This is a genomic window from Halocynthiibacter sp. SDUM655004, assembly GCF_026015885.1.
Lineage (GTDB): Bacteria > Pseudomonadota > Alphaproteobacteria > Rhodobacterales > Rhodobacteraceae > Falsihalocynthiibacter > Falsihalocynthiibacter halioticoli.
On sequence record NZ_JAPDUG010000001.1, the window covers coordinates 1,053,554 to 1,069,422 of the forward strand.

The 15,869-nt window shown below is 53.5% G+C and carries 12 protein-coding genes and 1 tRNA gene; 7 read left to right on the forward strand and 6 right to left on the reverse strand.

Translation table 11 applies throughout. The features are described from left to right. Positions 1-6: 6 nt before the first annotated feature. A complete protein-coding gene (locus N9C89_RS05220; RefSeq protein ID WP_263952779.1) occupies positions 7-882 on the reverse strand; it encodes a hypothetical protein in 876 nt (291 codons plus the stop codon). Between the two features lie 82 nt (positions 883-964). Between N9C89_RS05220 and N9C89_RS05225 the strand changes: the two genes are divergently transcribed. The 7 genes from N9C89_RS05225 (at position 965) to N9C89_RS05255 (ending at position 9,956) form a co-directional block, all read left to right on the forward strand. Beyond that, positions 965-2,632 carry an ABC transporter permease gene (locus N9C89_RS05225; RefSeq protein WP_263952780.1) on the forward strand — a complete coding sequence of 556 codons (1,668 nt, stop codon included), beginning with the start codon at positions 965-967 and terminating at the stop codon, positions 2,630-2,632. 145 nt (positions 2,633-2,777) lie between these two features. Continuing rightward, positions 2,778-2,853: transfer RNA gene (locus tag N9C89_RS05230), tRNA-Thr, on the forward strand. 396 nt (positions 2,854-3,249) lie between these two features. Beyond that, positions 3,250-3,750: a HEPN domain-containing protein gene (locus N9C89_RS05235; protein ID WP_263952781.1), complete on the forward strand. Its 501-nt coding sequence runs from the start codon at positions 3,250-3,252 to the stop codon at positions 3,748-3,750. Positions 3,751-4,096: 346 nt separating this feature from the next. Continuing rightward, a complete protein-coding gene (locus N9C89_RS05240) occupies positions 4,097-5,248 on the forward strand; it encodes a lytic murein transglycosylase (protein ID WP_263952782.1) in 1,152 nt (383 codons plus the stop codon). Positions 5,249-5,571: 323 nt separating this feature from the next. Further along, positions 5,572-6,537, forward strand: coding sequence for an MBL fold metallo-hydrolase (locus tag N9C89_RS05245; protein WP_263952783.1), 966 nt, complete (start codon positions 5,572-5,574; stop codon positions 6,535-6,537). Positions 6,538-6,638: 101 nt separating this feature from the next. Then, positions 6,639-7,619: a TAXI family TRAP transporter solute-binding subunit gene (locus tag N9C89_RS05250; RefSeq protein WP_263952784.1), complete on the forward strand. Its 981-nt coding sequence runs from the start codon at positions 6,639-6,641 to the stop codon at positions 7,617-7,619. A 96-nt stretch (positions 7,620-7,715) separates the two neighbouring features. Further along, positions 7,716-9,956 (forward strand): TRAP transporter permease, encoded by a 2,241-nt coding sequence (locus N9C89_RS05255; RefSeq protein WP_263952785.1) that lies wholly within the window; start codon positions 7,716-7,718, stop codon positions 9,954-9,956. Positions 9,957-10,076: 120 nt separating this feature from the next. Here the strand turns inward: N9C89_RS05255 and N9C89_RS05260 are convergent, their stop codons facing one another. The 5 genes from N9C89_RS05260 to N9C89_RS05280 all read right to left on the reverse strand — a co-directional run bounded on the left by N9C89_RS05260 (position 10,077) and on the right by N9C89_RS05280 (position 15,862). Continuing rightward, entirely contained in the window at positions 10,077-11,543 is a 1,467-nt protein-coding gene (locus N9C89_RS05260; protein ID WP_263952786.1) for a mannitol dehydrogenase family protein, read from the reverse strand. 83 nt (positions 11,544-11,626) lie between these two features. Next, a complete protein-coding gene (locus N9C89_RS05265; protein ID WP_263952787.1) occupies positions 11,627-12,631 on the reverse strand; it encodes an ABC transporter ATP-binding protein in 1,005 nt (334 codons plus the stop codon). Positions 12,632-12,642: 11 nt separating this feature from the next. Continuing rightward, positions 12,643-13,476, reverse strand: a complete 834-nt coding sequence (locus tag N9C89_RS05270; RefSeq protein WP_263952788.1) for a carbohydrate ABC transporter permease — start codon at positions 13,474-13,476, stop codon at positions 12,643-12,645. 5 nt (positions 13,477-13,481) lie between these two features. Continuing rightward, a complete protein-coding gene (locus N9C89_RS05275; protein WP_263952789.1) occupies positions 13,482-14,420 on the reverse strand; it encodes a carbohydrate ABC transporter permease in 939 nt (312 codons plus the stop codon). Between the two features lie 158 nt (positions 14,421-14,578). Then, entirely contained in the window at positions 14,579-15,862 is a 1,284-nt protein-coding gene (locus N9C89_RS05280; protein ID WP_394358473.1) for an ABC transporter substrate-binding protein, read from the reverse strand. Positions 15,863-15,869: the final 7 nt, after the last annotated feature.

Genomic DNA, 15,869 nt, shown 5'->3' on the forward strand with positions numbered 1-15,869 from the left:
CGTGAATTAGGGTTCGATGAACCGCACGCCCGGAATTCGTTTTATTTCAAGGATGTCGTCTTCATATATCGCTGTCAGCGCAGCGACATAATCGTCGTCCCAACCGGGGAGGTCGATTTCGATATCCAAGACCTCTTCCCGCACAAATTTATCGAGAAACGCCGCGATGATTCTGCGCTGTTGCAGTGCGGATTGCGGCGGGTGGGTCTTGAGATAGGCATAAAACCGCTCCAGCCCCTCTTTGGTCATGATCTCGTCAAGTAGGTCGTATTCGCCGCGAAATGCGAAGCTTGTATCAAGACCGACGAGCGAATGTAGCACCTCGGACCAGATTACAGGCGCGTCTTCGTTGCACCAGCAAGTGATCTTGGATTGCGGGCTGGCCTCGCGGATTTGATTGATCACAGAAGACCACCGCAGGCTCATCGGGTCCGTTCCCGACAGGTATTCCTCATAGCTGATGTCGTTCATACGGTTGAACAACGTGGGGATCAGGACCGCTGGGTTGTTGATCGCGATTTGGAATTCAACATCATGCCCGTAGAACAGGTTGCAATAACTCACAACCTTTTCAATGGTTTGGGGGTAGAATCCAATTCCGTCAAACACCCTAGGCGTCACGCAGATAAAGTTCTCGTTTGTCAGAACAACGCGCTCGATTGTGTTGTCCTGTAGCATTGAGTCAAACAGCTTTTGGCGGGTTTCCTGGTTTGAACGCGCGCCTTCTAGGTCGGCGATGGTTGTACGGATCAGGGCGCGATATTTTCCGGGGCCGGGAACCGCAACACCATGAAGCGCCAGTTTCCCTTTGTCCTTGAGCAAGCTTTTGAGCAGCTTGTCGCTATCTGTGGAATGTACGCCAAGATGGAATACGACCTGCATATCGGTGCCCCTGTTTGCCCATTCCCAAGTAATATACTTGGTTTTCTGGACAGTTAAACAGCTTTCCGTTAGCACCACAGAAATGACGACCAAAGATACAAACATCCACGCAGACGGCGCGAAAACGCGCCTGCGGCCAGACCTCTGGTCAATCGGCGCTTTGCTGATCGCCCTGACCGTTGCGGCGCCGATTGTCGCCGTTGTGTGGATTGCATTCCACCCGACCGAAAACATCTGGCCGCATCTGATGGCAACGACCCTGCCGCGTTACCTGACCAACACTTTGGTGCTGATGATCTCAGTCGGCACGTTGAGTGCAGCGGTTGGTACAGGGGCGGCATGGCTTACGACGATGTATCTCTTCCCCGGCGTGCGCTGGTTCCAGTGGCTGTTGCTGTTGCCGCTGGCAGTTCCGGCCTATCTCGGGGCCTATGGGATCGTTGATTTTCTTGAATACGCGGGCCCCGTCCAAACTCTGTTGCGCGATGTTATGGGGTACACCAATGGCCGCGATTACTGGTTCCCGCAGGTGCGCTCCATGGGCAGCGCGATTGTGGTGCTTACGGCGGCGCTGTCTCCCTATGTGTTCCTCTTGGCGCGTGCTGCGTTTCGCGAACATTCGGGCGGTAGCTATGAAGTGGCTCGTGCGCTTGGGGCAGGGCCGTTCAAGCGGTTTTGGAAAGTTGGCGTTCCACTCGCGCGTCCTGCGATCGCGGCGGGCGTTGCTATCGTGATGATGGAGACCGCGAGCGATTTTGGCGCCGTGGATTTCTTTGCGGTTCAAACGCTTACGACAGGGATTTTCACCACATGGCTTGAGAGCAGCAATGCGGGCGGGGCAGCCCAGATCGCTGGTGTAGTTCTGATTCTGGTACTGTTGCTTGTATCTTTCGAGAAAATCCTGCGGCGTAAGAATCGCTACCACAACGCCGCGCGCCAAACGCGCCAGATCGTACCAATTCCTTTGCGTGGGTATCAGGGGTGGCTCGCAAGTTTCTTCTGTTTCGTGCCGTTTGCCGTTGGCTTCCTGCTACCCGCTGGTGTGCTGACTTATCACGCATTCACAACCCCTGGCGCATGGCAGGATAGGGGGCTGACCGACGCATTGCTAACAACACTCGCGGTTGGCGCATCCGCGGCGGTCATCACAGTCATAGCAGCTTGTTTTCTTGTGTATGGCGTGCGCCTTGCACGAAGCCGGTTGCCGCGAATGTTGCTGCCCGTTACGACGCTTGGGTATGCCGCTCCCGGAGCCGTTCTGGGGGTCGGTATCCTTATCCCTATGGCTGCCGCCGACCACGCTATCGCCGATTTCGTCGAGGCCACTACCGGCTTGAACATCGGTCTTTTAATGACAGGCACAGGCTTTGCCATCGTCTTTGCATATAGCGTGCGATTCTTCGCAATTGCGCAGGGTGCGGTAGATAGTGCAATGGGCCGCGTCGCACCGAGCCTGCCGCTTGCAGCGCGCTCCCTCGGTCAAACTGCTGGCGGTGCTCTGCGCCGAGTCTATTTGCCGCTCATTCGCGGATCAATTGGTACAGCGCTTCTGTTGGTTTTCGTGGATTGCGTTAAAGAACTTCCGGCGACTCTTTTGCTAAGACCTTTTAATTTCAACACCTTGGCAACCCGCGTCTACGAGCAAGCCGCGCTCGAAAACCTCGAGATGGCCTCGCCAGCTGCCGTTCTTGTGATGTTGGTAAGCCTTTGCGCTGTCCTTCTTATGGCGCGGACGAGCGCGTCCAAATAAAGCTAACCATCGCTGGAACAAGCCAAATTCGTACGCGCGTCAAAGTGCCATTCCTGCCTGCCCCAAGGGCAATCGAAAAAAAATTGAAAAAGGCGATAATTTTGGCTTGAACCCACCGAAGCTTCGGTTTAATCACCCCTCCAGTGCCCCTATAGCTCAGCTGGTAGAGCAACTGATTTGTAATCAGTAGGTCCGCGGTTCGAGTCCGTGTGGGGGCACCATTTCACTAGCAAAAACAAATAGTCAGCTCATCGCGGAGCAGATGATTGAGTTGACAGATTGGGTTAGTGGTTTATCATTGAAAAACAAAGCGTTAACAAGTAATTAGACGGATATTACGTCTCCCAGGGAAGCAAGGTTGGAGAGACAAAATTGAGTCACAAGAACATGCTATTCATCCAAAACCAGAAGACAAAATAAATGTGATTAGAGGCAAAATGCTAGTAGGTCATGCATCTGTCGAAGAGCTTCAAGATTTTCTGACGTATACTTCAGCTTTAGAAAGTCTTCTTCTCGAGGCAGATAACAGTGACTTCTTTGGAACCGAAGGCCACCGCCACCGTTATGGTTGGGACTAGAAGATAAGTGGATACCACGGACAATAGGGGGGGTAACAATTGGCCAACGAAGATAAGTACTCAGCAGTAGGTCTGTTCAACTACGCTCATTCGTATGCTGCTTCTGCAATCGAACTAGAAGGCAGTAGTATTGATGCTACCCACCCAGATGCTGTGGTGTATTATTTGTACTTCCATGCAATAGAGCTGTACTTGAAGTCATACTTGTTGGCCTACGGTAATACTGCTGAACAACTACGACAGAAATACGGTCACAATGTACGCAAGCTGGCTAATGCCTGTGCTGCGCTAGGTTTGACACTCGAAGATGGTGATGTGCAGGTCATCGACCTAATGAAAGAAACGGACAACGTGATTTCATCGCGTTATCTGCGCACCGGCCATCATACAAGGTTGCCGTTCATTGCGTTCCAGGAAACGTGTTATCGGCTGCACGAGCAAATTTGCACGAAAGCTTACGAAAAAGTTGGAGGGCAACGCCGCCCAGTCCTGCGGATTTCGAAAAAGAATACGCTCATACGTCCTCATGCTGACCATTGATTTTCATAGGTTTATGGGGAGACAAAATGGAGACAATGCCTCGTAAGTCATTGATGTATTAGGGGTACGTTCTATTTTGTAATCAGTAGGTCCGCGGTTCGAGTCCGTGTGGGGGCACCATTTTCCAGAGCATCGTTATCCGTACTCGTCCGTATTCACTCGGATGATCGGTCGCGCGCATTTCGTTTCTTTTCTGAACATTTTCTGCTCTTCTATGCTGTCCGATTGAAAAGTTTTGACCGAGTTATGAAGGGTTAAGGCATGTGCTCTCGCGTCAGTTCGTAAGTCTGCTTTTCTCTGTTTGCCGCGTAGGCTACGCTGGAGGAAAGATTTAAGGACCGAGCAGATGAACCTTACACGAAGAACAACACTTTTGGGGCTCATGGGGCTGAGTCTGACCGCTTGTGGTGGTGGAGTCGGAACAGTTGGGCCAAGTATCGCTGGGGGCGGTGGTGAATTGCCAGCCGACTTACGGCCCACACCGAATTCCTCTTATGACGCGTGGGTTTCACGTTTTCGCAGCCGAGCCAGCGGGCAAGGAATATCGCCTGCGACTCTAAATGCCGCGTTCCGTAACACGGGCTATTTACCAGGTGTCGTTGAGCGAGACAGAAACCAAACCGAATTCACCCGCACCTTAGAAGATTACCTTGCCATTGCGGCCTCGGACGAGCGGGTTTCGAAGGGGCGCGCGGCGTTTCAACGGCATCAAAGCACGCTTTCGGCTGTAGAGGCTCGCTATGGCGTTCCGGCAGAGATTGTAACCGCCATTTGGGGTTTGGAGAGTTTCTATGGGGAAAGGCGCGGTGATGTGCCGGTTATTTCCTCGACATCCACACTCGCTTTCGACGGGCGCCGCGGCGCGTTCTTTGAAAAACAGCTGATCGCTGCCCTTAAGATACTTCAGAGCGGCGATACTACGCCTGCAAATCTAAAGGGGTCTTGGGCAGGAGCAATGGGACATACCCAGTTTATTCCGACCAGCTATCAGGCCTTTGCGGTTGATTTCACTGGGGACGGTCGCCGCGATATCTGGTCTGATGATCCAGCGGATTCACTGGCGTCGACGGCGGCCTATCTTGCGCGCAATGGTTGGGTGTCCGGCGTTCGCTGGGGCGGAGAAGTTGGCAACAATGCCCCGCAAGGGCGTATCATTCAGCCGCAGCCTGGCGGCCCAAGTTTCTCGGTCACACGTAATTTCGACGTCATAAAACGCTATAACAATTCAGATAGTTACGCGATTGGCGTTGGCCATTTGGCCGACCGGATTGCCGGAGGCGGGCCGCTGAAGGGGAGCTTTCCACCTGATGAGTATGGCCTCACCAAGGACGATCGCGAGCTCCTGCAACAACGCCTCACCTTGAGGGGATTTGACACAGGTGGCACCGATGGCGTGATTGGTCCGAACAGCCGCAAGGCGATCAGTTCATACCAGTCGAGCATCGGCGTTCCAGCTACGGGCGATCCATCGCAAGCGTTGCTGGCATCGCTCCGATAACACATTCTGCCGAGGTTTTAATGTACAAGAACTCTGCGACCGCACAGCGCGTTCTGAGCCTCGGCATTTTCGCATACTCCTAAATCACGACGCATCCCATTGTGGCCAAACCTTCCTGCGAAGAGCCGGATGGCTGGTGGGAAATTACGTCGTTGATTTATGTGATGGTGGTTTCACCTGTTAATTGACTTAAGGCCATTGGTCGTCGCGCGCGAACGATAGCGTGGCGTTCCGGTGGCAACCGTTCTTGATTTTGCCAACTGTCGAATCGATAAAATTATGTATAGTGTTAAATAATCGATTTTTTATGGGAGGATTGAGAAATGAAAAAGTCTGCTATTTATTCCTTTGTTGCCGTTTGCGGCATGGCTGTTTCTACGGCGTCTTATGCGCAAAATGTAAAAGTTACGCCGCTTGGCGGGATTACGGGCGAATTCTGTCGGCTGGATCGTGCGATGATTTTCGAGGACCCAAACGGCACACGTATTCTTTATGATGCGGGTATGACGGTGGCGGGGGCCGATGATCCAAGGTTGGGATCGTTGGATGCGCTTTTGGTGACTCATATGCATGGTGACCATATCGGAGCACGACACACCAGTGCGGTCGACACAGGTGAGTGTGGCATGCCCAACCTTTCTGTTGATGCGTCTCCGGAAACGAATGTGGCCAAGATTGCGCATGCAAAAGGTGCAGCAATTGTAACTGGTAGTGAAATGCCTGCGTTCTTTGCGGCGAAGCTTGAATCACTGGGCGGGGACCCCAAAAAATCGATGCTTGCGCGGTTTGGCGCAACCCAGACCGTTGGAGATGTGAAGATTTCTACGGTTCCGGCTGTTCATAGTAATGGTGTTTCGCCCGGCCTTATTGGCGGAGAGATGGGGGAGGCGATGCAGGCCGCAGGCATCGCGGGTTATGTCGGGCCGCCAACTGGCTATGTCTTGGAGTTCTCCAACGGATTGGTCGCCTATCTTTCGGGTGATACCGGAATGACAGCAGAGCAAGAAGACGTGGTGCGCGGCTTCTATGGTGCTGGTCTGGTTGTTATCAATATCGGCGATACATTTACGACGGGCCCTGTTGAAGCGGCTTATGTGATAAACGAACTGGTGCAGCCCAAGTCGGTAATTCCGTCACACGCAAACGAAGTTGCAACCAAGGGTGGCGAGGTTGTCGAGGGCAGCAAGACAGCCACTTTTCGGGATCTCGTGACAGTTCCGGTGCATATTCCTTTGAGCGGGAGAACAATGGAATTTGACTCAGAGGGCACTTGTGTTGCCAACTGCTGATCAAGATTAACAACTTAATAATGATGGACTAATTTTAACAGGTGTTAACAAAACGCCCTAAATTGGTCCAAACTACAGCGAATCAACAAAGGAGAGGAATTATGAAATTTACCGCAATTCTAGCAGCGACAACCGTACTGGCTGGCGCAGCTTTTGCTCAGGACGTCGATAAATCAGATTGGCCAAGCAGCTTTACCGTAGGCACAGCGAGCCAAGGCGGAACATATTTCGCGTATGGTTCTGGTTGGGCCAACCTTGTTGCCGAAGAGCTTGGCCTTACTGGTGGCGGCGAAGTCACTGGTGGACCAATGCAGAACATGGCGCTCGTACATACGGGTGATGCTGCGTTTGGCATGACGACAATGGGCCCAGCAGCGGAGTCCCTTGCAGGTACGAACCCAATCGCGCCAGGTCTTGAAATGACACAGGCTTGCGCAATGTTCCCAATGTACCAGACACCGTTCTCGGTAACCGCTCTTGCGTCTTCCGGTATTGCAAGCGTGAGCGACATTCCAGCGGGTGCAAAAATCGGTTTTGGCCCAGCAGGTTCGACATCGGATACTTATTTCCCACGCATGATGGAAACACTGGGCGTAGATTTTGAGCGTCGTAACGGTGGTTGGACGGACCTTGGCGGTCAGCTTCAGGATGGTCTTCTTGACGTGATTGCCTTTGCGGCGGGTGTACCTGTTCCTGCGGTGAGCCAGCTCGAAGTTCAGACAGATGTGAACATCATCGAGTTTACAGAAGAAGAACAGGCCAAGTTGCTTGAAGCGTTCCCCGTTTCCGAATTTGCAATCAACGCAGATACCTACACAACACTCGAAGCGGATGCGCGTTCGGTTTCTATGTGGAACTTCGCAATTGCAAACTGTGATCTTCCGGAATCCTTCGTGAATGCTGTTGTTGATATTGTCATGTCAGACAACGAGCGCATGGTGGGTATCCACAAGGCAGCGGCATCTACATTGCCTGAAAACTGGACAAAGAACACAGTTCTCAAGTGGCATCCAGGTGCGGCATCTTGGTTCATCGAGAACGCAGGTGCGGACATTTCTGCTGATATGATCTACGGTAACTAATCGTATAGAAACAAAAAAATATGCCGCCCCTTTTTGGGGGCGGCATGACTTTGAACAGGTGCGGTACGTAAACTGGACTCGTAAGGGGCAACAAAAATGACAGAACAAACCAGTGCAGATCAGCAGGAACGCGTTATTGCCGAAGGCGTTGATGAGGAACCCGTTGAAAATAATCGACGTCTCTTTAGCGGAAACGCCTATTACGTTGTTGCGTTTCTCTCTGCATTCTATGCGTTTTTTCATGTCGCCGCGTTAAACGGATTATCAATTTCGGAATGGACGGGCATTGATATCCCGTTTCTGCCAAGGTTCCCGATGGAGACTTGGAATTTCCGCATTGTCCATATTGCTGGCGCTCTCATCCTTGGGTTTACGCTCTATTCCGCGCGATCTTTTGTGGCAGACGGGGAGGGCAAAAAGAGCCCTGCGCTTGATCTGCTTGCTTGGGCGGCGATGCTTCCTGCGCTTTATGCGATCTGGACTGTGTTTGGGATCGCCAACCAGATTGCGAGTGGTGTGCAGTGGAACGGCATGAGCCCAGAATTCAAGAACACCGAAATTTACCATTTCGGGTTGCCCTTGCTTGTGGCGACCACCGTGGGGATCATCACAGGGTGGCTACGCGGACGTGAGCGCGGGCAGGTTTCGGTTCCCGACGTTCTTTTGTCGATCTGCGGTGTAGCCGTAGCGTTCTATCTCATCACGATCTACGACACATTGATGCGCAATTCGACAGGAACGCCTTTCGCGCCGATTGGGATCAGCTTGGCGGCGGTTGTCGGTACAGTCCTGATCATGGAGCTCACGCGTCGTGTTGCGGGCCTTGCGCTGATTATCATTTCGGCAGTGTTTTTGGTTTACGTCTTTACGGGTGATTTGCTTCCGGGCTTCCTGAATGCGCCGAATATCGAATGGACACGCTTCTTTAGCCAAGTTTACACCGATGCAGGTATTCTCGGGCCAACAACAGCGGTTTCCTCGACTTATATCATTCTATTTATCGTGTTCGCCGCGTTTCTACAGGCATCCAAAGTTGGCGATTATTTCGTAAACTTTGCATTTGCCGCAGCGGGGAAATCACGCGGTGGTCCCGCGAAAGTTGCCATCTTTGCTTCCGGCTTGATGGGTATGATCAACGGGACATCTGCGGGGAACGTGGTTGCGACGGGCTCGCTTACAATTCCATTGATGAAGAAGGTGGGTTACCCCAAACGAACTGCTGGTGCGGTTGAGGCCGCAGCCTCGACAGGCGGGCAGATCATGCCGCCGATCATGGGGGCTGGTGCCTTCATTATGGCCGAGATTACGGGTATTCCATACACCGACATCGCCATAGCTGCGATCATTCCTGCAACGCTCTATTTCGTATCGATCTACTTTATGGTCGATTTCGAGGCGGCCAAATTGGGCATGCGCGGGATGCGCGCTGATGAACTGCCCAAGCTGGGCCAGATGATGCGCCAGATTTTCTTGTTCATCCCGATTATCATTCTGATCTATGCGCTGTTCATGGGCTATTCGGTTATTCGAGCAGGTACCTTGGCCACAGTCGCCGCGGCGGTGGTGTCGTGGCTGACGCCTGCGCGTATGGGCGTGCGAAGCACCGTCAAAGCGTTCGAAATCGCTGGGATCATGTCTATTCAGATTATCGCGGTCTGTGCCTGTGCGGGGATTATCGTTGGTGTGATTAGCCTTACTGGTGTGGGCGCGCGGTTCTCATCTGTTCTGCTCGGTCTCGCCGAAGCGAACCAATTCATCGCGCTCTTTTTCGCCATGTGTATTTCTATTCTGTTGGGAATGGGGATGCCGACAACCGCCGCCTATGCGGTTGCGGCGTCGGTGGTTGCGCCGGGGCTGGTTCAGTTGGGGATCCCTCAATTGACCGCGCATTTCTTTGTGTTCTATTTCGCCGTTGTTTCCGCGATTACGCCTCCTGTGGCCTTGGCCAGTTATGCAGCGGCGGGGATTTCGGGCGCCAACCCGATGGAAACGTCTGTTGCGTCATTCAAGATCGGGATTTCTGCGTTCATCGTGCCGTTCATGTTCTTCTATAACGGTGCGATCTTGATGGATGGGACATGGCTCGAAATTATCCGCGCGGGTGCAACTGCGATCTTCGGGGTGTTCCTTCTGTCGTCCGGGATGCAAGGCTGGTTCGCGGGCGCTCGCGTGGCATGGTTCATGCGCCTTGGTTTGGTGATCGGTGCGCTTTGTATGATCGCGGGCGGTTTGGTAACCGATTTGATCGGGGTAGCAATCGCAGGCGCGCTGTTTGTGGTGCAGTATAAGTTCCACCCAGCCCCTGATAGCCAGATTTCGGTGAAGGGCAGCGACTGATAGAACCAAGAGGGGCGCTTTTCGCCTCTGTCAAACTGAAATGGCCCTTCACGCGCAATCCGTGAAGGGCCATTTTCGCTTTCAGAAAGTTGTGTTGGTAAAGCGCAGATGGTTTCCTGCTCAGGTGTTCAAGTAGGTAACAATCGTGGCTTCAACGCCTTCCAAGTGAAGCTGCTTGAGCCATAAGGCGAACTTCGCACTGAAGTTTGGATCATCAGCCAAGGAACCATAGAACTCTCGTTGCTCCAGCCATGCCTGCGGGTTTTGTCGCGCTTCGTTTGCAACGGCCATTAACTGCTCCCAAACAGGGTCGTTTGGCTCAATGCTACTGCCGTTCTCGCGAGTGCCGGTGCACATCCGCGCCCAGAGTGCCTGAGAAAGCGCGAGCCCGTCGATGGGGGCATTCTGTGATGCCGCCAGCCGTATGAGGGGGAGAAGCGCTCCCGTGTGTCGGCTGGACCCGTCGAACGCAACGCGCCGAACGGTATCGACAATCGCGGGGTTGGAAAACCGAACATCAACCAGATCGACATATTGTTCTGGCGTACAGCCGGGAACGGTTTCGATATGCGGTGCGATTTCGGCCAAAGCAATTTTGCGGAACAGCCGTTTGATCAGCCGGTGCTCCATTGCTTCAGAAATGGTTGAAATGCCGACAATCTCCGCAGGATTAGCAACGATCTGATGCCCTCCGTTCAGGAGTTGCAGTTTCATGGCCTCAAAATCGTGAACGCGGTCTGAGATCGTTGCGCCGACATCTTCCCAAGCGGGGCGGCCCGCGCAGAACGCGTCTTCAATTACCCATTGGCGGAAGTTCTCGTGGGTGACGGGAACCATGTCGTCGACGCCGAGTTGCTGAACCAGTTCCAGTTCATTTGGCCCTGTGGCGGGTACAATGCAATCAACCATGGAATTGGGGAAGCTGACATTGCTTTCGATCCAGCGCGCAAGGTCTGGGTCACTTAGGTTTGCGAGGCCGATCACCACCTCTTTTAGAATGCGGCCATTGCCCGGCAAGTTGTCACAACTCATGCAGGTGAAAGGGCCGCTGCCAGCATCCCGGCGGGCTTTTAAGGCCGCTACGATTGCACCAAAGGCCGTTTTGGGCGTGGTTGGGTTTTGAGCGTCAAAGGCAATATCCGGATGGGTCGGTGCAAAACGTTTGTCGGCGGGGTCAAGATAATAACCGCCCTCTGTGACCGTCAAAGAGACGATACGAATCCGTGGGTCGGTCATTTGCTGGATCAAGGGCTGGTTGCCGTCTTCGATCGGCACATAATCGATCATGGAACCGACAACTTCCGCCGAGGTGCCTGATGGGTCCAACTCGATAAGAGTTGTTAAGTAATCCTGCGCCTCCAGCTTGGAGCGTTGGGCGCTGTCGTAATCTCGGACGCCAGCGCCGATGATAGCCCAGTCTTGCGCCTTTCCCTCTTGCATCAGCCGATGAAGATACCACGCCTGATGTGCACGATGAAAATTCCCAACCCCGATGTGAACAATCCCGGGTGTGAGCGCACTGCGATCATAGGTTGGCACCAAAACACTGTCGGGCAAGTTTTGAATTGTCGTGTTTCTGAGTTTCATCGTCACCGATCTCCTCGCGAAATGTCCCATCAGCTCTTCTTTCTTTTCGGCCGGATGTCAGGGAAAGGGGCAGGGGGTAAACATCACTCGATGCGCAATCCGTCGGCCCCGAATTTGTGAATTTGGTCAGGCTGCGGTGTTAGATAAACCGTGTCGCCATGACGGACGGCAATGTCGCCAGAGATCCGCACCGTGAAGGTTTCAGCCAATCCAGTATCGTGGACGTGGATGAAGGTATCCGAGCCAAGGTGTTCGGCGACGCCAACAGTGCCTTTCCACATCCCCTCGGTCGTGCTGACTTCGGTGTGTTCTGGGCGAATTCCGATGGTGTCTGCTCCGCGTTTGGTTGCTTCTTCGCCAGTGATGAAATTCATGGTGGGCGAGCCGATAAACCCGGCGACAAACTTGTTGCGTGGCCTGTGATAAAGATCGAGCGGGGATCCCACTTGTTCGATCACACCGGCTTGAAGCACAACGATTTTGTCGGCCATTGTCATCGCTTCAACCTGATCATGCGTCACATAGATCATTGTTGTCGCCATGCGATTGTGCATCTCGCTGATCTCGATCCGCATGCCGACACGCAAAGCCGCATCAAGGTTGGAGAGGGGCTCGTCAAACAGGAAGGCAGAAGGATCGCGCACAATCGCGCGGCCAATAGCAACCCGCTGGCGTTGTCCGCCTGAAAGCTGCCCCGGTTTGCGCTCGAGGTAATCCGTCAGGTTCAGCGCCGCCGCTGCTGCGTTGATCCGCTTTTCTTGCTCGGCTTCGTCAATGCCCGCCATGCGCATCGGAAAGGCAATGTTCTTGCGAACAGTCATATGCGGATAGAGCGCATAGGATTGAAACACCATCGCCAATCCGCGTTTGGAGGGGGGCACCTCTGTCATGTCCTGATCGTCGATCAGAATTCGGCCAGAGGTGGTTTCTTCCAGTCCGGCGATCAGCCGTAGCAGGGTGGACTTCCCGCAACCTGATGGTCCGACGAAAACCGCGAACTCGCCGTCTTCGATTGTCAGGTTTAGTGGCGGAATGACCTCAACGGTACCGAAGGTTTTTGTAACGTTTTCTAGTGAAATGCGTCCCATGTTGATTTTCCTTACTTCACGGCGCCAAAGGTCAAGCCTTGGACCAATTGTTTCTGACAGAACCAGCCCAACACGACGATCGGTCCGACGGCAGCGGTAGAGACAGCCGAGAGGCGTCCGAAGAACAGGCCTTCTGGTGCGCGGTTGCCTTCGATGAGTTTGGACAGGGTTGCGGCTTCTGTGGTGGTGAGACGCACGGTCCAGTAGGCTTCGTTCCAGCAAAAGATGAAGCAAAGCAGGGCTGTTGATGCGATGCCGCCCCATGCCAGCGGAACCAGGATCTCTTTGATCTCGCCAAGAGTATCCACGCCGTCCATCTTGCCGGCCTCGATAATGTCTTTGGGGATTTCCTTGAAGTAGGTGAAGAGCATCCAGACAACGATTGGCAAGTTGATCAGGCTGAGCACCATGATGATCAGGAAATGGGTGTCAAACAGACCGAGACTCTTGGTTAGGAAAGTCATCGGATAGAGAACCGCCGCCGCCGGAAGCATCTTGGTCGAGAGCATCCACATCAGCACATCTTTGGTTGCGCGGCTTGGGTTGAACGCCATCGCGTAAGCTGCTGGGATACCGACGAAAAGGGTAAACACCGTTGCGAAAACCGAGGTGATGACCGAGTTGCGCGCAAAGCGCCAGTAGTCGTAGTTTTCGGTCATGTTCAGATAGTTATCGAGCGTTGGCTTGAACCAGAACAGATATTCAGGTTTCACCGCATCTGCATCTGTTTTGAAGCTGGTCAGAACCATCCAAAAGATAGGAAAGAAGAACAGCAGGCCAACCATCCAGGCCAGCACAGGCCAAGCGATCTTTGAGAACTTTGTTGTTTGAGCGACAATGGCCATGGTGATTACTCCATCAATGTCTTGCCGATCATACGCAGCAAGAAGATTGCGACGATGTTGGCAAGGATGACTGCGAAGATGCCGGTTGCGCTGGCAGCCCCGATGTTGTTGTTGGCGAATTCACCAATCAGATACGGTAGGTTCTTGTTTCCGTTACCACGGCTGACGATCTCGATTTCGGCGTAGAGCGACAGGTGGAAGATTGCCTGGATCATCACAACGATCGCAATCGGGCGTCCGAGGTGTGGCAAGGTTAGGAACCGGAACTGGGACCATGCACTTGCGCCATCTAGAACAGCGGCTTCTTTCTGCTGTTGGTCCTCCGACTGAAGCGAAGTCATGAAAATCAGGATCGCGAAGGGTGTCCACTGCCATGTCACCATGATGATAACAGCCAGAGCCGATGTCTGTGTGGCGCGGAAGGAGATCGGCTCCAGTTCTGGCCACAACGAAAAGAACCACCCGATCAGGGGCGCATTGCGCAACCCATCGACCAGATCATTGATCCCGCCCACGGCGATGCCTTGCAGGCCAAGAACCGGATCAAGGATCATGTTGATCCACAGCACAGCGTTCACCGCTGGCATCACGAAAAACGGTGAAATCAACAGCACGCGTACAAAGCCACGGCCAGGGAAGGCGCGGTTGATCAGTACGGCAATCAGCACGCCAAGAATGACGGTAAGGAACAGAATGCTGCAAACGATCAGCAGGCTGTTCTGGATTGCCAGAATAAAATCTTTGGATTTCAGGACGAATTCGTAGTTTCCGAAGCCGCGCCAGTTGCTCAGGCTCGGTGTTGTCCATTCGGGGCGTCTTAGGCTGTTAAGCACATAGCGAATGAACGAAAAATACAGGGTCATCCCAAGGGGAACCAGCATCCAAACCAAAAGCAATAGTACCGCTGGTGTTTGCAGGAGCCTTGGAAGCGTTCTCTTAGACATGAAGCTATCCTCCCGGCAAAACGACGATCTGTCGTTAAGCGCGATATTCTAGGTTGCAATTACATTGGACGTTACGTGTCGTGCGTGCGTGAAAGCAAGTCAGCGACGTCGAAGGGTGGAGGGCCATACGGGCATATGGCCCTCCAGGGGAGTGGAGACTAGTAGTATCCAGCCTCCTGCATGATAGCATCTGCGGCCGCTTGCGAGGCTTCAAGCGCCTCATCTACGGTCTTGGCACCGGACAGTGCTGCAGCCATTTCCTGAGCTACGGCAGAGCCGACCTCAGGGAATTCCGGAATAGACGCGAACTGAACGCCAACGTATGGCTTCAGATCTGTGGCTTGTGGAGCTGCGCTCTCAATTGCCGCCATTTCCGCTTTTGCAAAGTCTGCAACAGCTTGGAATTCAGGCAAAGCATAGGTTGAAGCACGCTGACCAGTTGGAACGGAGCCCCAACCAAATTCAGGATGGTTGCCTACGGCCTGAACATACTCTTTGGACGTTGCCCATTCGATGAAGTCAGCCGCTGCTTCTGCATTTGGCGAACCGGCAGGGATAGCCATTGCCCATGCCCAGAGCCAGTTGGCTCCAACCGGGTTGCCGGCGTTTGGCGATTGAGCGTATGCAACGCCGTCCACTTCGAGGAACGATGCCGCGATTGTCGCGTCGATCCACATGCCGCACTTGCCTTCGTTGTAAAGCGCGAGGATCTCGTTGAACGAGTTACCTTCAGAGCCTGGAGGGCCATAGTTGCCCAGCAGATCTACGTAGAAGTTGATTGCCGCACGCCACTCGTCGCTGTCGATGGTTGGGCGATAGTCTTTGTCAAACCATGCACCACCAAAAGAGTTCACGACAGTTGTGATGAACGCCATGTTGTCACCCCAACCTGGCTTGCCGCGCAAACATGCGCCGTAAACACCTTCGTCCGGGTTGTGAATGGCTGCGGCTGCGGCCTTTACGTTTTCCCAGCTGTCGTTGTCAGCAATGGTAACGCCGGCTGCGTCGGTGAGGTCTTTGCGGTACATCACCATCGAGCTTTCGCCATAGAATGGTGCAGCGTAAAGCTGACCGTCGTGGCTCAGGCCAGCACGAATTGCAGGGAGAATGTCTTCGACATCGTATTCATCGCCGAAGTTCAGAGGCTCAATCCAGCCTGCAGCGCCCCAGATTGGTGCTTCCTGCATGCCGATATTGATAACGTCATACTGACCGCCACCAGTGGCAGTATCCGAGGTCACTTGCTCCCGAAGAACACCTTCCTCCAGCGACACCCAATTCAGCTCAACGCCTGTCTCGGCTGTGTAAGCCTCGGCGACTTTCTGCATGTTAATCATGTGACCGTTGTTAACGATCGCGATAGTGAGGCTGGTTTCGGCACTTGCCACACCGGCCATCAAAGTTAAGGCACTGACTGTACCAAGCGCGTTTCTATAGGACATCCGATCC

Bases quoted from the DNA above. Each gene is read 5' to 3' on its own strand.
- N9C89_RS05240 (WP_263952782.1), top strand. From the start codon at position 4,097: ATGAACCTTACACGAAGAACAACACTTTTGGGGCTCATGGGGCTGAGT.
- N9C89_RS05225 (WP_263952780.1), top strand. From the start codon at position 965: ATGACGACCAAAGATACAAACATCCACGCAGACGGCGCGAAAACGCGC.
- N9C89_RS05265 (WP_263952787.1), bottom strand. From the start codon at position 12,631: ATGGGACGCATTTCACTAGAAAACGTTACAAAAACCTTCGGTACCGTT.
- N9C89_RS05280 (WP_394358473.1), bottom strand. From the start codon at position 15,862: ATGTCCTATAGAAACGCGCTTGGTACAGTCAGTGCCTTAACTTTGATG.
- N9C89_RS05260 (WP_263952786.1), bottom strand. From the start codon at position 11,543: ATGAAACTCAGAAACACGACAATTCAAAACTTGCCCGACAGTGTTTTG.
- N9C89_RS05255 (WP_263952785.1), top strand. From the start codon at position 7,716: ATGACAGAACAAACCAGTGCAGATCAGCAGGAACGCGTTATTGCCGAA.
- N9C89_RS05250 (WP_263952784.1), top strand. From the start codon at position 6,639: ATGAAATTTACCGCAATTCTAGCAGCGACAACCGTACTGGCTGGCGCA.
- N9C89_RS05220 (WP_263952779.1), bottom strand. From the start codon at position 882: ATGCAGGTCGTATTCCATCTTGGCGTACATTCCACAGATAGCGACAAG.
- N9C89_RS05245 (WP_263952783.1), top strand. From the start codon at position 5,572: ATGAAAAAGTCTGCTATTTATTCCTTTGTTGCCGTTTGCGGCATGGCT.
- N9C89_RS05270 (WP_263952788.1), bottom strand. From the start codon at position 13,476: ATGGCCATTGTCGCTCAAACAACAAAGTTCTCAAAGATCGCTTGGCCT.
- N9C89_RS05275 (WP_263952789.1), bottom strand. From the start codon at position 14,420: ATGTCTAAGAGAACGCTTCCAAGGCTCCTGCAAACACCAGCGGTACTA.